We start from the raw sequence: 13,959 nt of genomic DNA, 5'->3' as shown, positions 1-13,959 counted from the left end.
AGCGTTGCCGGATGATCGCGCGATTCCCGGGGAACAGCGCAAGCTTGATCATTCGAGAACAGGTGCGGCGAAGATTTGTCAATCGCGGTCGTTCGAGCGGGACAGGGTGGCGCGGCCCAGGCGGGCCAGGGCGGCGCGGAGTTCGTCGGGGGCGTCGGCGATGGAGGCGGTCAGATCGGCCTCGGCCTGGGCGGCCAGGGGCGGGGGTTTGACGGCGCGTTTGGGCCGGGCGGCGGCCTCGGTCAGGGGTTTGACCGGCCCCTGGGCGATGCGGAGGCGGTCCACCGAACCGGCGCCGAGGAACAGGTTCACGCGGGCCAGGATGTCTTCGGACTGGTGCTGGACCAGAAGCGCGGCGGCGCCGGCGACGCGCAGCTCCAGCACGCCGGGCTGGCCGGCCTTGCCCTTGGTCAGCTTTTGGGGGCGGGTGACGCGGGCCAGGCGGTCGCCGACGATCTCGCGCCAGCGGGGCTCCAGCGCGCCGGCGCCGCGGCCGAATTTCTCGTCCAGCTTCTTGATCAGGGGCGTCAGGGCCTGGCCGGCGCGCGGGGCCGGGCGCGGCGCCGGGCGGGTGCGGCGGCGCGACAGGATCTCGCGGACCTCGGCGTCTGTGGGCAGCGGGCGGCGCATGGGGCTATATAGCGCCATCTCATGCCCCCAGTCTCTCCCAACGTCGCTCTGATCCGTTCCGAATTGCTGGCCTGGTACGACGGCCATGCGCGCAGTCTGGCGTGGCGCGTGCCGCCGGGGGCGGAGAGGCGGACCGAGCCCTATCGGGTCTGGCTGTCGGAGGTGATGCTGCAGCAGACCACGACGCCGCATGCGACCCCGTATTTCCTGAGTTTCACCGTCCGCTGGCCGACAGTGTCGGATCTGGCGGCAGCCGAGGACGGGGAGGTGATGGCCGCCTGGGCGGGGCTGGGCTACTACGCCCGGGCTCGCAATCTGCTGGCCTGCGCCAGGGCGGTGGCGGGCGAGCATGGCGGGGTGTTTCCGGATACGGAGGCGGGCCTGCTGGCCCTGCCGGGGGTGGGCGCCTATACGGCCGCGGCCGTGGCCGCCATCGCCTTTGATCGCCCGGCCAATGTGGTGGACGGCAATGTCGAGCGGGTCATGGCGCGGCTGTTCGCCGTCGAAACGCCGGTTCCGGCGGCGCGGCCTGAGCTGAGGCGGTTGGCGGGGCTGTTCGTCACCGATGAGCGGCCGGGCGATTGGGCCCAGGCGCTGATGGATCTGGGGGCGACGGTGTGCCGGCCCAAGTCGCCGCTGTGCGGCCAGTGCCCTACGGCGGACCAGTGTCTGGGACTGGCCAGCGGGAGCCCGGAGCGGTTCCCGGTAAAACTGAAGAAGGCTGAGCGGCCGCATCGTCGGGGTTTCGCCTTCGTCATGATCGATCCCGACGGACAGGTGGCGCTGGAGCGGCGGCCGGACAAGGGGCTGCTGGGCGGGATGCTGGGCCTGCCCACCAGCGACTGGAGCGCCGCGCCCGATCCGGCGCCGCCGGTCGCGGCCGACTGGCGCGAGGCGGGGGCGGTCGAGCATGTCTTCACCCATTTCAGCCTGACCCTGACGGTACGGGTCGCGCGGGTCGAGGCGGGTGGCGACTATCAGTGGCTGGCGCTCGACCAGGCGCGGGCCGCCTTGCCGACCGTCTTCGCCAAGGCGCTGGATCGGGCCGGCGAACCGGCCCTGATCTGACGGCCTATTGCATCCCGGCGCGGACCTCGGCGCGGAGGGCGTCGATGGATTTCAGGCCCTGGTCGGTCTTGAAGCGCCAGTAGGTCCAGCCGTTGCAGGCGGGGGCGTTCTCGAACAGGGCGCCCAGTTTGTGGATCGAGCCGGTCATCGAACCGGACACCAGCGAGCCGTCGGCGCGGACGCGGGCCTCGCGCTCGCCCTTGGGGCAGTACAGACGGTCGCCGGGGTGCAGCAGGCCGGCCTCGACCAGGGCGCCGAAGGGCACCTTGGGCTCGGCGCGTTTGGAGCCCATGACCATCAGGTCTTCGGGATTGGCGGGAATGACCGAGGCGATGCGGGTCTGGGCCACCTCGGCATAGGTCTCGTCACGCTCGATGCCGATATAGTGGCGGCCCAGGCGTTTGGCGGCGGCGCCGGTGGTGCCGGTGCCGAAGAAGGGGTCCAGCACGACGTCGCCGGGGCGGGTGGCCGACAGGAGCACGCGGTGCAGCAGGGCCTCGGGCTTCTGGGTCGGATGGGCCTTCTTGCCGTCGGCGTCCTTGATCCGCTCTTCGCCGGTGCACAGGGCGAAGGTCCAGTCGGAGCGCATCTGGGTGTCTTCGTTGAAGGCCTTCAGGGCGTCGTAGTTGAAGGTGTAGCGCTTCTGGTCGCGCGACCGGGCGGCCCAGATCAGGGTCTCGTGGGCGTTGGTGAACCGGGTGCCCTTGAAGTTCGGCATCGGGTTGGACTTGCGCCAGATGATGTCGTTCAGCACCCAGAAGCCCAGATCCTGGATGGCCGCGCCCAGGCGGAAGACGTTGTGATAGGAGCCGATCACCCAGATCGACCCCTCGGGCTTCAGCACGCGGCGGCATTCGGTCAGCCAGGCGCGGGTGAAGGCGTCGTATTCGGCGAAACTGTCGAACTTGTCCCAGTCGTCGTCGACGGCGTCGACCTTGGAATTGTCGGGACGCAGCAGGTCGCCGCCCAGCTGGAGATTATAAGGCGGGTCGGCGAAGACCATGTCGACCGAGGCGTCGGGCAGGCTTTTCAGCACGGCGATACAGTCGCCGCGGTGAATGAAGTCCTTGGCGAGGACGGGGGTGTTGAGCTCGGACATGGAACGCGGCCTCGAAACAGTGAGACGGTCATGGTGAATCCTTACGGTTAAGGCAGTGTTGATTCCGGGGGTTCTTTGCGCGCCGTGATGCGGGCGAGCGGAGGCGCCGACGCGCTTTCGCTGCGAAGTGTGGAGGGCAGGACGGAGCGCCGGGCCTCGCCCGGAGTGAATAGTTTTTACCGTTTCGACGAAGACAGACGCTCCGCGCGCAGGGTGTTTCTACCGGCCGGGGATTTTGAAGCGGCAGTTGTGATGCCTCTTCCCCAAGGCCTGCGTCAGGTCGGCGATCCCTGCGAGGACCGTCCCGAGTGCGACCGGGTTCCTAACCCCGTGTCCTCCGCCGACGTTTCTGCGCGGGATGAGCCCACCGATGCACCGTCATGCGGCGCGAGGGAATCCCACCCCCGCCCCTGATCCCTACGCTCCCGCCGCCGCAAGGTCGCAGGCCAAGCGAGCCCTCCAAGCGACGAGACCGGGGGTATTATGAGGGGTGTGGGAGGGGTGATTGGTTGGAGGGGGGGGAGAATCTAACAAGCTGTTGGAATCATTGAAATGAGACCAGCGTCATTAGGATAGTTGGACTCGTTCGTTCGGGCCCCCTCCGTCTCGCCGGCTTCGCCGGCGATCCACCTCCCCCAAGGGGGGAGGATTTGGTCATCGCATTCCTCCCCCCTTGGGGTAGGTGGCGCGGCGCGGAGCGCCGCGACGGAGGGGGCCTGTTAGGTTAGCCCCGCACTACTTTCACGCATCCCGCGGCTTCGCGGGCCCGTTCGCGGGCTTCGTCGACGTCGGCGCCGCGGGCGACAGCGACGCCCATGCGGCGGCGGTCGAAGGCTTCGGGCTTGCCGAAGAGGCGCAGGTCGGCGGTGGGGACGGACAGGGCCTCGGCGACGCCTTCGAAGGCGACGCCTTGCGCCTCCATGCCGCCGTAGATGACGGCGCTGGCGGCGGGTTCGCGCTGGGTCACGTCGACGGGCAGGCCCAGGATGGCGCGGGCGTGGAGGGCGAACTCGCTCATGGTCTGGCTGGCGAGGGTGACGAGGCCGGTGTCGTGGGGGCGGGGCGAGACCTCGGAGAACCAGACCTGGTCGCCCTTGACGAACAGTTCGACGCCGAAGACGCCGAGACCGCCCAGGGCATCCGTGACCTTGCCGGCGATGTCCTGGGAGGCGGCGAGGGCGGCGGGGGTCATGGCCTGGGGCTGCCAGCTCTCGACATAGTCGCCCTTGACCTGGCGGTGGCCGATGGGGGCGCAGAAGTCCGTGCGGGTCGAGCCGTCGGCGGCGCGCGAGCGGACGGTCAGCAGGGTGATCTCGAAGTCGAAATCGATCCGGCCCTCGACGATGACGCGAGCGCCGGCGACGCGGCCGCTGTCTTGCGCATAGGTCCAGGCGTCGGCGATTTCGTCGGGACTTTCGACGAACGACTGGCCCTTACCGGACGAGGACATGACCGGCTTGACGAAGTTGGGGTAGCCGACGGTCTCGGCGCCGGCGGCCAGCTCCTCGGCGCTGCCGGCGAAGGCGTAGGGGCTGGTCGGCAGGCCCAGGTCTTCGGCGGCGAGGCGGCGGATGCCCTCGCGGTTCATGGTCAGTTGCACGGCGCGGGCGGTGGGGATGACCACGGCCAGGCCGGCGGCCTCGATATCGGCGAGGACCTCGGTGGCGATGGCCTCGATCTCGGGCACGATGATGTGCGGGGCCTCGGCCAGGATGACGCCGTTCAGCACCTGAGGATCGGTCATCGGGATGACGTGGCTGCGGTGCGCCACCTGCATGGCCGGGGCGTTGGGATAGCGATCGACGGCGATCACCTCGACGCCGAGCCGTTGCAGCTCGATGGCGACCTCCTTGCCCAGTTCTCCCGAGCCCAGCAGCATGACGCGGACGGCGGTGTCGGAGAGGGGGGTGCCGAGTTTCATGAGATCAGGCTCCGGTAGCGGGTTCGATCAGGTCCCAGGCGTTGCCGTAGAGGTCTTCGAAGACCACCACCTTGCCATAGGTCTCATGTCGCGGGGTTTCGCGGAAGACGACGCCGGCGGCAAGCCAGGCGGCGTGATCGCGGATCAGGTCGTCGGTTTCGAGGAACAGCCAGACGCGGCCGCCGGCCTGGTTTCCGACCTGGGCCTTCTGGGCGTCGGTCGTGGCGCGGGCGAGCAGCAGGCTGGTTTCGCCGCCTTTGGGGGTGACGCGCACCCAGCGTTTGCCGCTGCCCATGTCGGTGTCCTCGCTGAGGTCGAAGCCGAGCTTGCCGACATAGAAGGCGACGGCCGCGTCATAGTCGTGGACGAGAAGGCTGATCGCGCCGATGCGGCTCATGGGGCGGGCGTCTGGGGGTGGGCGACGGGAAGGCCGAGGATGCGGGGTTTCATCGTCTGCTCCAACGTCCCTTCTCCCCCTGCGGGAGAAGGTGGCCCGGAGGGCCGGATGAGGGTCGGTTGATGGGTCGTCGCGGTCGGCGTGACCCCTCGCCCGACCGCGCCAGGACGACGGCTGCGCCGCCGTGCGCGGTCTCCCTCTCCCGCAGGGGGAGAGGGAGATGAAGAGAGATTACAGTCGGGCTTTGACGGCCGCGACGACGGCGTCGGCGGTGATGCCGAACTTGTCGTAGAGGACTTCGGCCGGGGCGGAGGCGCCGAAGCCGGTCATGCCGATGAAGGCGCCGTCTTCGCCGATGAAGCCTTCCCAGCCCTGTTTGATGGCGGCCTCGACGGCGACGCGGATCGTGCCGCGGCCGATGACCGAGGCCCGGTAGGCGGCGTCCTGTTGCTCGAACAGTTCGAAACAGGGGACGGAGACGACGCGGGTCGGGACGCCTTCGGCCTCGAGGGTCTCGGCGGCCTTGAGCGCGAGGGCCAGTTCCGTGCCGGTGCCGAACAGGGTGGCCTTGGCCTCGCCCGAAGCGGGCTTGATCTCATAGGCGCCCTTGGCGGACAGGTTTTCCGTGCCCGCGACGGTGCGGACGGCTGGGGTCTTCTGGCGCGACAGGGCCATGGCCGAGGGGGCGGTCTTGGTCTCCAGCGCGATCTTCCAGCATTCCATGGCCTCGACCGTGTCGGCGGGGCGGAAGACCAGCAGGTTGGGGATGGCGCGCAGGGCGGCCAGGTGTTCGACCGGCTGGTGGGTCGGGCCGTCCTCGCCCAGGCCGATGGAGTCGTGGGTCAGGACGTGGATGGCGCGGACGCCCATCAGGGCGCCCAGACGGATGGCCGGGCGGCTGTAGTCCGAGAAGACCATGAAGGTGCCGCCGTAGGGGATGATCCCGCCGTGCAGGGCCAGGCCGTTCATGGCCGCCGCCATGCCGAACTCGCGGATGCCCCAGTTGACGTAGCGGCCTTCATAAGTCGGGGCGTCCAGGATCGGGGTGCCGGCGACGAAGGTGTTGTTCGAGCCGGTCAGGTCGGCCGAGCCGCCGACCAGTTCGGGGATCGACGCAAAGACCTGGTCCAGGGCGGCGCCCGAGGACTGGCGCGTGGCCTGGGCGGGCTTGGTTTCGATCAGTTCGGCGATCTTGGCGTTCAGGGCGTCGAAGGCGCCCTCGGGCAGGTCGCCCTTCATGGCGCGGGTGAAGTCGGCGGCCTGGCCGGAGGCGGACAGGCGGGCCTCCCACTTCTTGCGATCCTTGGCGCCGCGACGCCCGACCTTGGCCCAGGCGTCGGCGATGGTCTGGGGCATTTCGAAGGGGTCGTGATCCCAGGCCAGGCCCAGGCGGGTGGCGGCGATCTCGGCGGCGCCCAGGGCGGCGCCGTGGGTCTTGTGGCTGCCTTCCATGGTGGCGGCGCCCTTGCCGATCTTGGTCTTGCAGGCGATCAGGGTGGGCTTGTCCTGGCGGGTGGCCCATTTCAGGGCGGACTTGATGGCGTCCATGTCATGGCCGTCGATGGCCTTGACCGCCCAGCCGGCGGCCTTGAACCGGGCCTTCTGGTCGGTGGCGTCGGACAGGGAGACCTTGCCGTCGATGGTGATCTCGTTGTCGTCCCACAGGACGGTAAGCTTGTTCAGCTTGTAGCGGCCGGCCAGGGCGATGGCTTCCTGGGACACGCCCTCCATCAGACAGCCGTCGCCGGCGACGACCCAGGTGCGGTGGTCGACCAGGTCGTCGCCATATTTGGCGGCGAGGTGACGTTCGGCCATGGCAAAGCCGACCGAGGTGGCCAGGCCCTGGCCCAGGGGGCCGGTGGTGACCTCGACGCCGGGCATGTGGCCGTATTCAGGGTGACCGGCGGTCTTGGAGCCCCACTGGCGGAAGTTCGACAGTTCTTCCTTGGTCGCGGCCTTGTAGCCGGTCAGGTGCAGCAGGGCGTAGATCAGCATCGAGCCATGGCCGGCCGACAGGATGAAGCGGTCGCGGTCGGCCCAGTCGGGGCGGCTCGCGTCGAACTTCAGGAACTTCGAAAACAGCACCGTGGCGACGTCGGCCATGCCCATGGGCATGCCGGGGTGGCCCGACTTGGCCTGTTCGACGCCGTCCATGGCGAGGACGCGGATGGCGTTGGCCATCTGCTGGGGCGTGGCCTTGGGGGCGGATTTGGCGTCGGTCACGGGGGAAGACCTTTCGGCGGAAGCGGAAATTCAGAAGCGCGCCGCTTTACCCCGGCGCGTCCTCGGGTTCTATACGGAATTTATAAGGAGCGACCGATGGCAGACGCCACCACGGCCGCACGGGTCCGTATCGACCGGGCCCTGGCCGAACTTGAACGCAAGATCCTGGAACTGAAGGCTCGTCCGGCCTCGGCGCCGGCGATCGCCGACGACGACCTTTTCGCGCCCCGGTCAGGGAATGGGCCGGATGCGGCGCGCGTGGCGGAGCTGGAGGCCGCCGGACGCGAGGCGTCGCAGGCCCTGGCGCGGGCGGCGGCGGCGGTGCGCGAAGTGCTGGCGCAGGATGATTTGGCCGGCGATGACCTGACCGACGACGAAGAGACCGAAAGCGAGGCCCGCTGATGGCGACGGTGACGGTGGAGGTGAACGGCCGGCCCTATGCGGTAGGCTGCGCCGACGGGCAGGAAGAGCGGGTCCGCATCCTGGCCAAACAGTTCGACAACCAGGTGCGCCAAGTGGCCCAGGACGTCGGCCATGTGGGGGATCTGCGGCTGTTCCTGATGTCGGCGCTGATCCTGTCGGACGAACTGCACGAGGCGCGGCTGAGCGGCGGCGCCAGTCCCGCGCCTGCGACCCCGGCCCCGGCGTCGACGGACGGCGTCGCCGAGGCGCTGAACGCGGTGGCGGCGCGGATCGAGAAGATCGCCCAGGGACTGTGAAGCTCCGGACGTCGAAACCTCGGGTTCAGGTGGTTGACCGTATGTAACAGCACTTATATAAATACCTCATGTCCCGCTCCGCCGCAACACTCGGAACCCTGCTGCGTCGGCTGGTGGACCAGCTGGACGGCGCCGTCCAGGAAGCCTACGCCGACGCCGGCCTGGACTATCGTCCCCGGTTCACGCCCATAGTCCGGGCCCTTCTAAGTCACGGGCCGGCGACGATCCGGACCCTGTCGGCCCGCACCGGCGTCAGCCATTCCGCCGCGAGCCAGACCATCGCCGAGATGAGCGAGCGCGGTCTTGTTTCGCTGAAGAAGGGCCAGGACGCGCGAGAGCGCATCGTCGCCCTGACGCCCGCAGGCGAAACCCTCGTCCCCCGCCTGGAAGAATGCTGGCGCGCCACCGAGCTTGCCGCGCGGACACTGGACGAAGACCTGGGTCAGCCGCTGGCGACAGTGCTTGTCGCCGCGCTTGCGGCGCTGGACCGCCGTTCCTTTACCGACCGCCTGAGGTCCGTCCAGACGAAAGCAAACTTATGATCACGCTTCGACCTCTCCTGCTCGCCGGCACCCTGGCCGCGCTCGCCCCCTCGCCGCTGCTGGCGCAGCAGGCCGCACCGGTCGCCGTCGCGCGGTCATCCGCCGCCGCGACTCTGACGGCGGAACAGCGGGCGGCCGCAGTCGCCGAGATCGTGAAGACGGTGAACGACCGCTACGTCTTTCCCGAACGCGCGCCGGCGATCGTCGCCCGTCTGAACGACAGCCTGGCCGCCGGCCGCTACGACACCGACCAGCCGGGCGCCTTCGCCGAACGCGTCACCGCCGATCTGCGGGCGTCGAGCACTGATCGACACATGTATCTGAACTACGACCCCGACGAGTTCGCAGCGGCCGCCGGCGGGGAAGACGGCAATGATGCGGCGCTTGACGCCGTGTGGGACCGGCGCGCCCTGCGCGGCGCTCACGGTCTGGCCAAGACCGAGCTCCTGGCGGGCAACATCCGGTATCTGCGCATCAGCGGCTTTCAGTGGGTGAACGACCAGACAGGTCTCGCCTATGACGGAGCGATGCGTTTCCTGCAGGGCGGCGACGCGGTGATCATCGACATCCGCAGCAATGGAGGGGGCTCGCATGCGGCGGTTCGCTATCTGCTGAGCCATTTCATGGACGGCGACCAGTTGGACATCACCTTCCTGCAGGCGGGCGAGGAGCCGATCCAGTCTCGGACCCTCGAATACCTTCCGGCCGGCCGGATGAAGGGCAAGCCCCTGTATGTGCTGACGGATCGCTATGTCGGATCGGCGGCGGAGGCTTTCGCCTACGACGTTCAGCAATTCCATCTGGGCGTCCTTGTCGGCCAGACGACCGGCGGCGCGGCCAACAACAACGAATTTTCTCCGGTCCCTCCCGGGTTCATGCTCAGCGTCTCGTCAGGCCGGCCGGTTCATCCGGTGTCGGGGACGAACTGGGAAGGCGTCGGCGTCGCGCCGGATGTTGCGGTCGATCCCGACCTGGCGTTGGCCACCGCAGAGTCCCTCGCGCTCGAGGACTTGCTGAAGCGGGCGGACGCCGCGCCCGCTGATCGCGCGGACTGGGAATGGGCTCATGCCGGCGCAGAGGCGCGGCGGGTTCCGGTCTCGATCCCGGCGTCCAGGCTTCGATCGCTTGCCGGGACCTACGGGACCCACCGCATAAGGCTTGAAGGCGCCGGCCTGGTCTGGGTTCGGAGCAATGGCCGGACCGCCCGCCTTTCGCCGATGACTGCAGACGGCCTGTTCGCAGTCGACGGCTACAATGACCGCCTACGCGTCCGCCTGGACGGCGCGGCGATGGAGACGCACTGGATCGGTGAGCCGGCGCCGACGCGGTTTCCGCGCGGTTGACGCGCCCAGCCATTGTCCCGCCCCGGCTAAGAGCCTATCTTGTCAGACGGCGGGTCCTGCTGCGGCCCTCGTCGAAGGCATACATTTCCTCGCGACCTTAATTCACTCAAAGGGATCTGTCCCTGTCCGGGCTCGAGGGCCTGGGCATATGGAGCCCACCTGGCTACCCAGGTTCGAGAGGATTTAAACGCCCTTCACGGTTCTTGCGGCGCCGCCAACCTCTCTCTTTTTTGCGCTATCGCACGCCGCGCGGCGGCTCGCTGCTTGAGCGCGTTTGTTGTGTCGCTACCGCTCGCGACGCGGTCGCTCGCCGCTTGAGCGGGGCCGGATGCGCGCGGCATGGTCTCTGTGCGGAACGGGGCGGGGGGTGTAAGTCGGCGGCATGACCCTTGAGAAGCATGAAGTCCGGTCCGCCGCCCGAGCGCGACGCAAGGGTCTGGCCGAGGCCGATCCGATGGCCGCCCAGCGCGCCGCCGATCATGCAGAAGCTCTGCCGCCCGGACAGATCGTGGCGCTCTATCGTGCGATGGGGTCTGAACTGGACACCGGGGCCCTGGCTGTAGCGCTGGAGGCTGCGGGGCGGCGGCTGTGTCTGCCGGTCGTGCTGGAGCGGGACGCGACGATGATCTTTCGCGCCTGGTCGCCGGGCGAGCCGCTGGAGATGGACGCCGCCGGATGCCCCGCGCCCCTGCCGCTGACGGAGGTGGTGGATCCGGATCTGATCATCACGCCGCTGCTGGCCTTTGACGCGGTCGGCGGGCGGTTGGGGCAGGGCGGGGGCTATTATGATCGCACCTTCGCTGCCCGGCCGGACGTGATCCGGATCGGCTTCGCCTATGCGGGACAGGCGGTCGAGGTTCTGGCGCTTGAGGCGCACGACGTGCGGCTGCACGGGGTGCTGACCGAGGCGGGGTATCGGGATTTCGGCATATCCCATTGACATATACGTCCGTCGGGCCAATAGCGAGCTGATGAGCCCGCCGCTGAAAGCCACAGTCTTCAAGTCGAACCGCTCGCAGGCTGTGCGCCTGCCCAAGGCGGCCGCCTTTCCGGATGACGTGAAGGAACTGCGGGTCATCAAAGAGGGCAAGAGCCTGCGCCTGGTGCCGGTCAACGCCCTGTGGGACGACTTCTTCGACCGGCCCGGCATTCCAGACTGGCCGGATCGGGATCAGCCCGAGATGCAGAAGCGGGAGGAGTGGTGACCGGCTTCATGCTGGACATCAGCATCTGTATCGAAATTCTGCGGGGTCGCAGCGGCGCCCTGAACGAGCGCCTGAAGAGCGAACAGGCGCCGTTGCATGTTTCGACGGTGGTCGTCATGGAATTGGCGGTCGGCCCGAACAAGCTGGCCGATCCGCGACGACGCGATTTGCTGGAGGCGTTTCTGGCGCGTCTGGAAATTCTTCCGTTCGATGAGGACGCCGCGCGGCACACGGCGGAAATCCGCGCCGTGCTGGAGCGCGAAGGCCGGCCCATTGGCCCCTATGATTATCAAATCGCGGGCCACGCCCGCAGCCAGGGACTGACCGTGGTCACCCGCAACATCGGCGAATTCGACCGTGTAGCCGGCCTCAGGGTCGAGCACTGGTCGGATCCTAGTAAAGGCGTACACGAATGAGACTGGCCTTCTTCGGCGACGTTATCGGCAAGTCCGGCCGTGACGGGATCAGCGATCATCTTCCGGGCCTGAAGCGCGACCTGAAACTCGACTTCGTCGTGATCAACGCCGAGAACGCCGCCGGCGGGTTCGGCATCACCGAGAACACGGCGCGCGAGCTGTTCATGGCGGGGGCGGACTGCCTGACCCTGGGCAATCACTCGTGGGATCAGCGCGAGGCCCTGACCTATATCGTGCGCGAGCCGCGCCTGATCCGGCCGGCCAACTATCCGCGCCTGATGGATGCGCCGGGGGCCGGGGCCAATCTGTTCGAGACGGACACGGGCCGCACCGTCCTGGTGATGAATGTGCTGGGCCGGGTGCATATGGACCCGATGGACGATCCGTTCGGGGCGGTGGAGCGCGAGCTGGCGGCCGCGCCCATGGGGGCTGTGGCCGACGCCGTGATCGTCGACATGCACTGCGAGGCGACCAGCGAGAAGATGGCCATGGGCCACTTCTGCGACGGGCGGGCCTCGCTGGTGGTCGGCACCCATACGCACGTCCCGACCGCCGACTGCCAGATCCTGCCGGGCGGTACGGCCTATCAGACCGACGCCGGCGGCTGCTGCGACTATGACAGCGTGATCGGCAACGAGAAGGAAGAGCCGTTGCGCCGCTTCACTACCCGGCTGTCAGGCGGGCGCTATACGCCTGCGTCTGGGCCGGCGACCATCTGCGGCGTCTTCGTGGAGACGGACGACAGGACGGGGCTGGCGACGCGGGTCGAGCCGATCCGGGTCGGCGGGCGGCTGTCGCAGGCGGTGCCGGTTCTCTGATCGTCAGGCCAGGTTGAGCGTATTCGATCCCGCCTCGACCACAAGGGTTTGACGGGTCGACAGCACGCCCGACCGGTCCGACACCTTGTCGAGCACCTTGAACTGGGTGGTCCAGAGGGTCGGCGTGGCTTCGCAGACCATGTAGCCGCGCTGGGAGTTGCGGAACTTCAGCTGGGGATTGATGGCCATGAAGCGGTCGTAGTCGGCGCCTCGGTCCGAGCCGTCGCCGCCCGAGCTGATCGAGGTGCCGACGAACTCGACCGCGATGGGGGCGCCCTCGGGCTGGCTGCCGTCCAGCCACAGGCCGCCAGCGTAGTTCTGATGCTCGTCGCCGGTCAGGACCACGACATTGTCGATGCGGCGGTCGCGGATGTGGCGCAGCAGACGGTTGCGCGGCACGCGATAGCCGGCCCAGCTGTCGGTGTTGACCCCTTGGCCGCCCGAGGTGTTGCGGTTCAGGTCCATCATCATGACCTGCTGGGCCAGGGTCTTCCAGCGCGCCTTCGAGCGGTCGAGATTGGTCAGCAGCCACGCCTCCTGGGCGTCGCCCAGCACTTGGGCCGTCGTCGCCTCTATACCGGGGCAGGTGGCGTTGTAGCGGTCGCCGCAGGGTTGGTCCGTGCGGTACTGGCGGGTGTCGAGGAAGGCGATGTCCAGCAGGTCGCCATACTGGGCCCGGCGATAGGCCTGCATGGCGACGCCGCGCGGGAAGGCCGATTTTCGCATCGGCATGAATTCGTAGAAGGCCTGCATGGCCGCCGCCCGGCGCAGGTTGAAGATCTCGGGCGGCGTGCCGTCCTGGTCGATGTCGCCGACCCAGTTGTTGTCCGTCTCGTGGTCGTCGTAGGTGCAGAACCAGGCCGCCGAGGCGCGCGAGGCCTGAAGGTCCGCATCCATCGTGTATTGGGAATAGCGGCGGCGGTAGTCGTCGAGGCTGTAGATCTCGCCGCCCAGGTGGACGCGGGTGTTGTCCTGGGGGCCTGAGCCCGACTGATAGAGCGGGTTGCCGCGCCCTTCGTAGATGTAGTCGCCGTAGCAGAAGATGAAATCCAGATCCTCTTCCGCCATCTTGCGGTGGGCGGTGTAGTAACCGCTCTCATAGGCCTGGCAGCCGGCGACGCCGAAGCGGACGGCTGAGACCGAAGCGCCGGCCAGGGGGGCGGTCTTGGCGCGGCCGACGCCGCTGCGCTCGGTCCCGCACTGGAAGCGGTAGAAGTAGGGGCGGGCGGGCTCCAGCCCCTCGACCTCGACGTGGACGGAGTGGCCCAGCTCGGGTCGGGCGATCGCCTCGCCGGATCGGACGACGGTGTTGAAGCCGCGGTCGGCGGCGACCTCCCATTTCACGGCGACGGGCGCACGGGGCATGCCGGAGCCGTAGGCGACCGGGTCAGGGGCCAGGCGAGTCCAGATGACGAAGCCATCGGGCAGGGGGTCGCCGGCCGTGACGCCCAGCCGGAACGGGTTGGTGTCGAAAACGGCCTGGGCCAGGGCGGGGCCGGTCGGCGACAGCGCCAGACCGCCCCCGAAGGCGGCGAGCATGGACCGGCGGGAGAGGGCGAGCGTGGTCATCGAATATCC

At 68.6% G+C, this 13,959-nt stretch carries 15 protein-coding genes and 1 other RNA gene; 10 read left to right on the top strand and 6 right to left on the bottom strand.

All coding sequences use genetic code 11. The features are described from left to right. Positions 1 to 78: 78 nt before the first annotated feature. Positions 79 to 630 (bottom strand): DUF721 domain-containing protein, encoded by a 552-nt coding sequence (locus ACVPT3_RS12200; RefSeq protein WP_492041151.1) that lies wholly within the window; start codon positions 628 to 630, stop codon positions 79 to 81. A 21-nt stretch (positions 631 to 651) separates the two neighbouring features. Here ACVPT3_RS12200 and mutY point away from each other — a divergent pair, with 21 nt between their 5' ends. Beyond that, a complete protein-coding gene (gene mutY / locus ACVPT3_RS12195; RefSeq protein WP_492041150.1) occupies positions 652 to 1,698 on the top strand; it encodes an A/G-specific adenine glycosylase in 1,047 nt (348 codons plus the stop codon). A 4-nt stretch (positions 1,699 to 1,702) separates the two neighbouring features. Here mutY and ACVPT3_RS12190 read toward each other — a convergent pair whose 3' ends face one another. From ACVPT3_RS12190 to tkt, 4 genes are all read right to left on the bottom strand, one after another. Then, positions 1,703 to 2,797 (bottom strand): site-specific DNA-methyltransferase, encoded by a 1,095-nt coding sequence (locus tag ACVPT3_RS12190; RefSeq protein ID WP_492041149.1) that lies wholly within the window; start codon positions 2,795 to 2,797, stop codon positions 1,703 to 1,705. A 724-nt stretch (positions 2,798 to 3,521) separates the two neighbouring features. Continuing rightward, positions 3,522 to 4,718, bottom strand: coding sequence for a formate-dependent phosphoribosylglycinamide formyltransferase (gene purT, locus ACVPT3_RS12185; protein WP_492041148.1), 1,197 nt, complete (start codon positions 4,716 to 4,718; stop codon positions 3,522 to 3,524). A gap of 4 nt (positions 4,719 to 4,722) precedes the next feature. After that, complete coding sequence (locus ACVPT3_RS12180) at positions 4,723 to 5,115, bottom strand: VOC family protein (RefSeq protein ID WP_492041147.1); 393 nt, start codon at positions 5,113 to 5,115, stop codon at positions 4,723 to 4,725. 231 nt (positions 5,116 to 5,346) lie between these two features. Next, the gene (gene tkt / locus ACVPT3_RS12175; protein WP_492041146.1) at positions 5,347 to 7,338 is read right to left on the bottom strand and encodes a transketolase; all 1,992 of its coding nucleotides are present in this window, start codon (positions 7,336 to 7,338) and stop codon (positions 5,347 to 5,349) included. Positions 7,339 to 7,434: 96 nt separating this feature from the next. Here tkt and ACVPT3_RS12170 point away from each other — a divergent pair, with 96 nt between their 5' ends. The 9 genes from ACVPT3_RS12170 (at position 7,435) to ACVPT3_RS12130 (ending at position 12,381) form a co-directional block, all read left to right on the top strand. Then, positions 7,435 to 7,740 (top strand): hypothetical protein, encoded by a 306-nt coding sequence (locus ACVPT3_RS12170; RefSeq protein ID WP_492041145.1) that lies wholly within the window; start codon positions 7,435 to 7,437, stop codon positions 7,738 to 7,740. Next, a complete protein-coding gene (locus tag ACVPT3_RS12165; RefSeq protein WP_492041144.1) occupies positions 7,740 to 8,057 on the top strand; it encodes a cell division protein ZapA in 318 nt (105 codons plus the stop codon). The genes ACVPT3_RS12170 and ACVPT3_RS12165 overlap by 1 nt, the downstream gene beginning before the upstream one ends. A 68-nt stretch (positions 8,058 to 8,125) precedes the next feature. Continuing rightward, a complete protein-coding gene (locus ACVPT3_RS12160) occupies positions 8,126 to 8,599 on the top strand; it encodes a MarR family winged helix-turn-helix transcriptional regulator (RefSeq protein WP_492041143.1) in 474 nt (157 codons plus the stop codon). After that, a complete protein-coding gene (locus ACVPT3_RS12155; protein WP_492041142.1) occupies positions 8,596 to 9,942 on the top strand; it encodes a S41 family peptidase in 1,347 nt (448 codons plus the stop codon). The genes ACVPT3_RS12160 and ACVPT3_RS12155 overlap by 4 nt, the downstream gene beginning before the upstream one ends. Positions 9,943 to 9,995: 53 nt before the next feature. Next, a non-coding RNA gene (ssrS, locus tag ACVPT3_RS12150) (6S RNA) lies at positions 9,996 to 10,158 on the top strand. Between the two features lie 166 nt (positions 10,159 to 10,324). Next, entirely contained in the window at positions 10,325 to 10,882 is a 558-nt protein-coding gene (locus ACVPT3_RS12145; protein WP_492041141.1) for a 5-formyltetrahydrofolate cyclo-ligase, read from the top strand. 31 nt (positions 10,883 to 10,913) lie between these two features. Beyond that, a complete protein-coding gene (vapB, locus tag ACVPT3_RS12140) occupies positions 10,914 to 11,147 on the top strand; it encodes a type II toxin-antitoxin system VapB family antitoxin (protein WP_008264254.1) in 234 nt (77 codons plus the stop codon). Further along, positions 11,144 to 11,563, top strand: a complete 420-nt coding sequence (locus ACVPT3_RS12135; RefSeq protein ID WP_492041140.1) for a type II toxin-antitoxin system VapC family toxin — start codon at positions 11,144 to 11,146, stop codon at positions 11,561 to 11,563. Before vapB ends, ACVPT3_RS12135 begins: the two co-directional genes overlap by 4 nt. Then, on the top strand, positions 11,560 to 12,381 hold the full coding sequence (locus ACVPT3_RS12130) for a TIGR00282 family metallophosphoesterase (RefSeq protein WP_492041139.1): 822 nt from the start codon (positions 11,560 to 11,562) through the stop codon (positions 12,379 to 12,381). The genes ACVPT3_RS12135 and ACVPT3_RS12130 overlap by 4 nt, the downstream gene beginning before the upstream one ends. Before the next feature lie 3 nt (positions 12,382 to 12,384). Here ACVPT3_RS12130 and ACVPT3_RS12125 read toward each other — a convergent pair whose 3' ends face one another. Next, a complete protein-coding gene (locus tag ACVPT3_RS12125; protein ID WP_492041138.1) occupies positions 12,385 to 13,950 on the bottom strand; it encodes an alkaline phosphatase D family protein in 1,566 nt (521 codons plus the stop codon). Positions 13,951 to 13,959: the final 9 nt, after the last annotated feature.

The organism is Brevundimonas sp. FV1ps31S (assembly GCF_058681265.1).
Note: the sequence above shows the minus strand (reverse complement) of the source record. Positions and strands in the feature narration are given on the sequence as shown.

Bases quoted from the DNA above. Each gene is read 5' to 3' on its own strand.
- ACVPT3_RS12130 (WP_492041139.1), top strand. From the start codon at position 11,560: ATGAGACTGGCCTTCTTCGGCGACGTTATCGGCAAGTCCGGCCGTGAC.
- ACVPT3_RS12180 (WP_492041147.1), bottom strand. From the start codon at position 5,115: ATGAGCCGCATCGGCGCGATCAGCCTTCTCGTCCACGACTATGACGCG.
- ACVPT3_RS12145 (WP_492041141.1), top strand. From the start codon at position 10,325: ATGACCCTTGAGAAGCATGAAGTCCGGTCCGCCGCCCGAGCGCGACGC.
- mutY (WP_492041150.1), top strand. From the start codon at position 652: ATGCCCCCAGTCTCTCCCAACGTCGCTCTGATCCGTTCCGAATTGCTG.
- ACVPT3_RS12170 (WP_492041145.1), top strand. From the start codon at position 7,435: ATGGCAGACGCCACCACGGCCGCACGGGTCCGTATCGACCGGGCCCTG.
- ACVPT3_RS12160 (WP_492041143.1), top strand. From the start codon at position 8,126: ATGTCCCGCTCCGCCGCAACACTCGGAACCCTGCTGCGTCGGCTGGTG.
- ACVPT3_RS12155 (WP_492041142.1), top strand. From the start codon at position 8,596: ATGATCACGCTTCGACCTCTCCTGCTCGCCGGCACCCTGGCCGCGCTC.
- ACVPT3_RS12200 (WP_492041151.1), bottom strand. From the start codon at position 630: ATGCGCCGCCCGCTGCCCACAGACGCCGAGGTCCGCGAGATCCTGTCG.
- ACVPT3_RS12165 (WP_492041144.1), top strand. From the start codon at position 7,740: ATGGCGACGGTGACGGTGGAGGTGAACGGCCGGCCCTATGCGGTAGGC.
- ACVPT3_RS12190 (WP_492041149.1), bottom strand. From the start codon at position 2,797: ATGTCCGAGCTCAACACCCCCGTCCTCGCCAAGGACTTCATTCACCGC.
- purT (WP_492041148.1), bottom strand. From the start codon at position 4,718: ATGAAACTCGGCACCCCCCTCTCCGACACCGCCGTCCGCGTCATGCTG.
- ACVPT3_RS12125 (WP_492041138.1), bottom strand. From the start codon at position 13,950: ATGACCACGCTCGCCCTCTCCCGCCGGTCCATGCTCGCCGCCTTCGGG.
- vapB (WP_008264254.1), top strand. From the start codon at position 10,914: ATGAGCCCGCCGCTGAAAGCCACAGTCTTCAAGTCGAACCGCTCGCAG.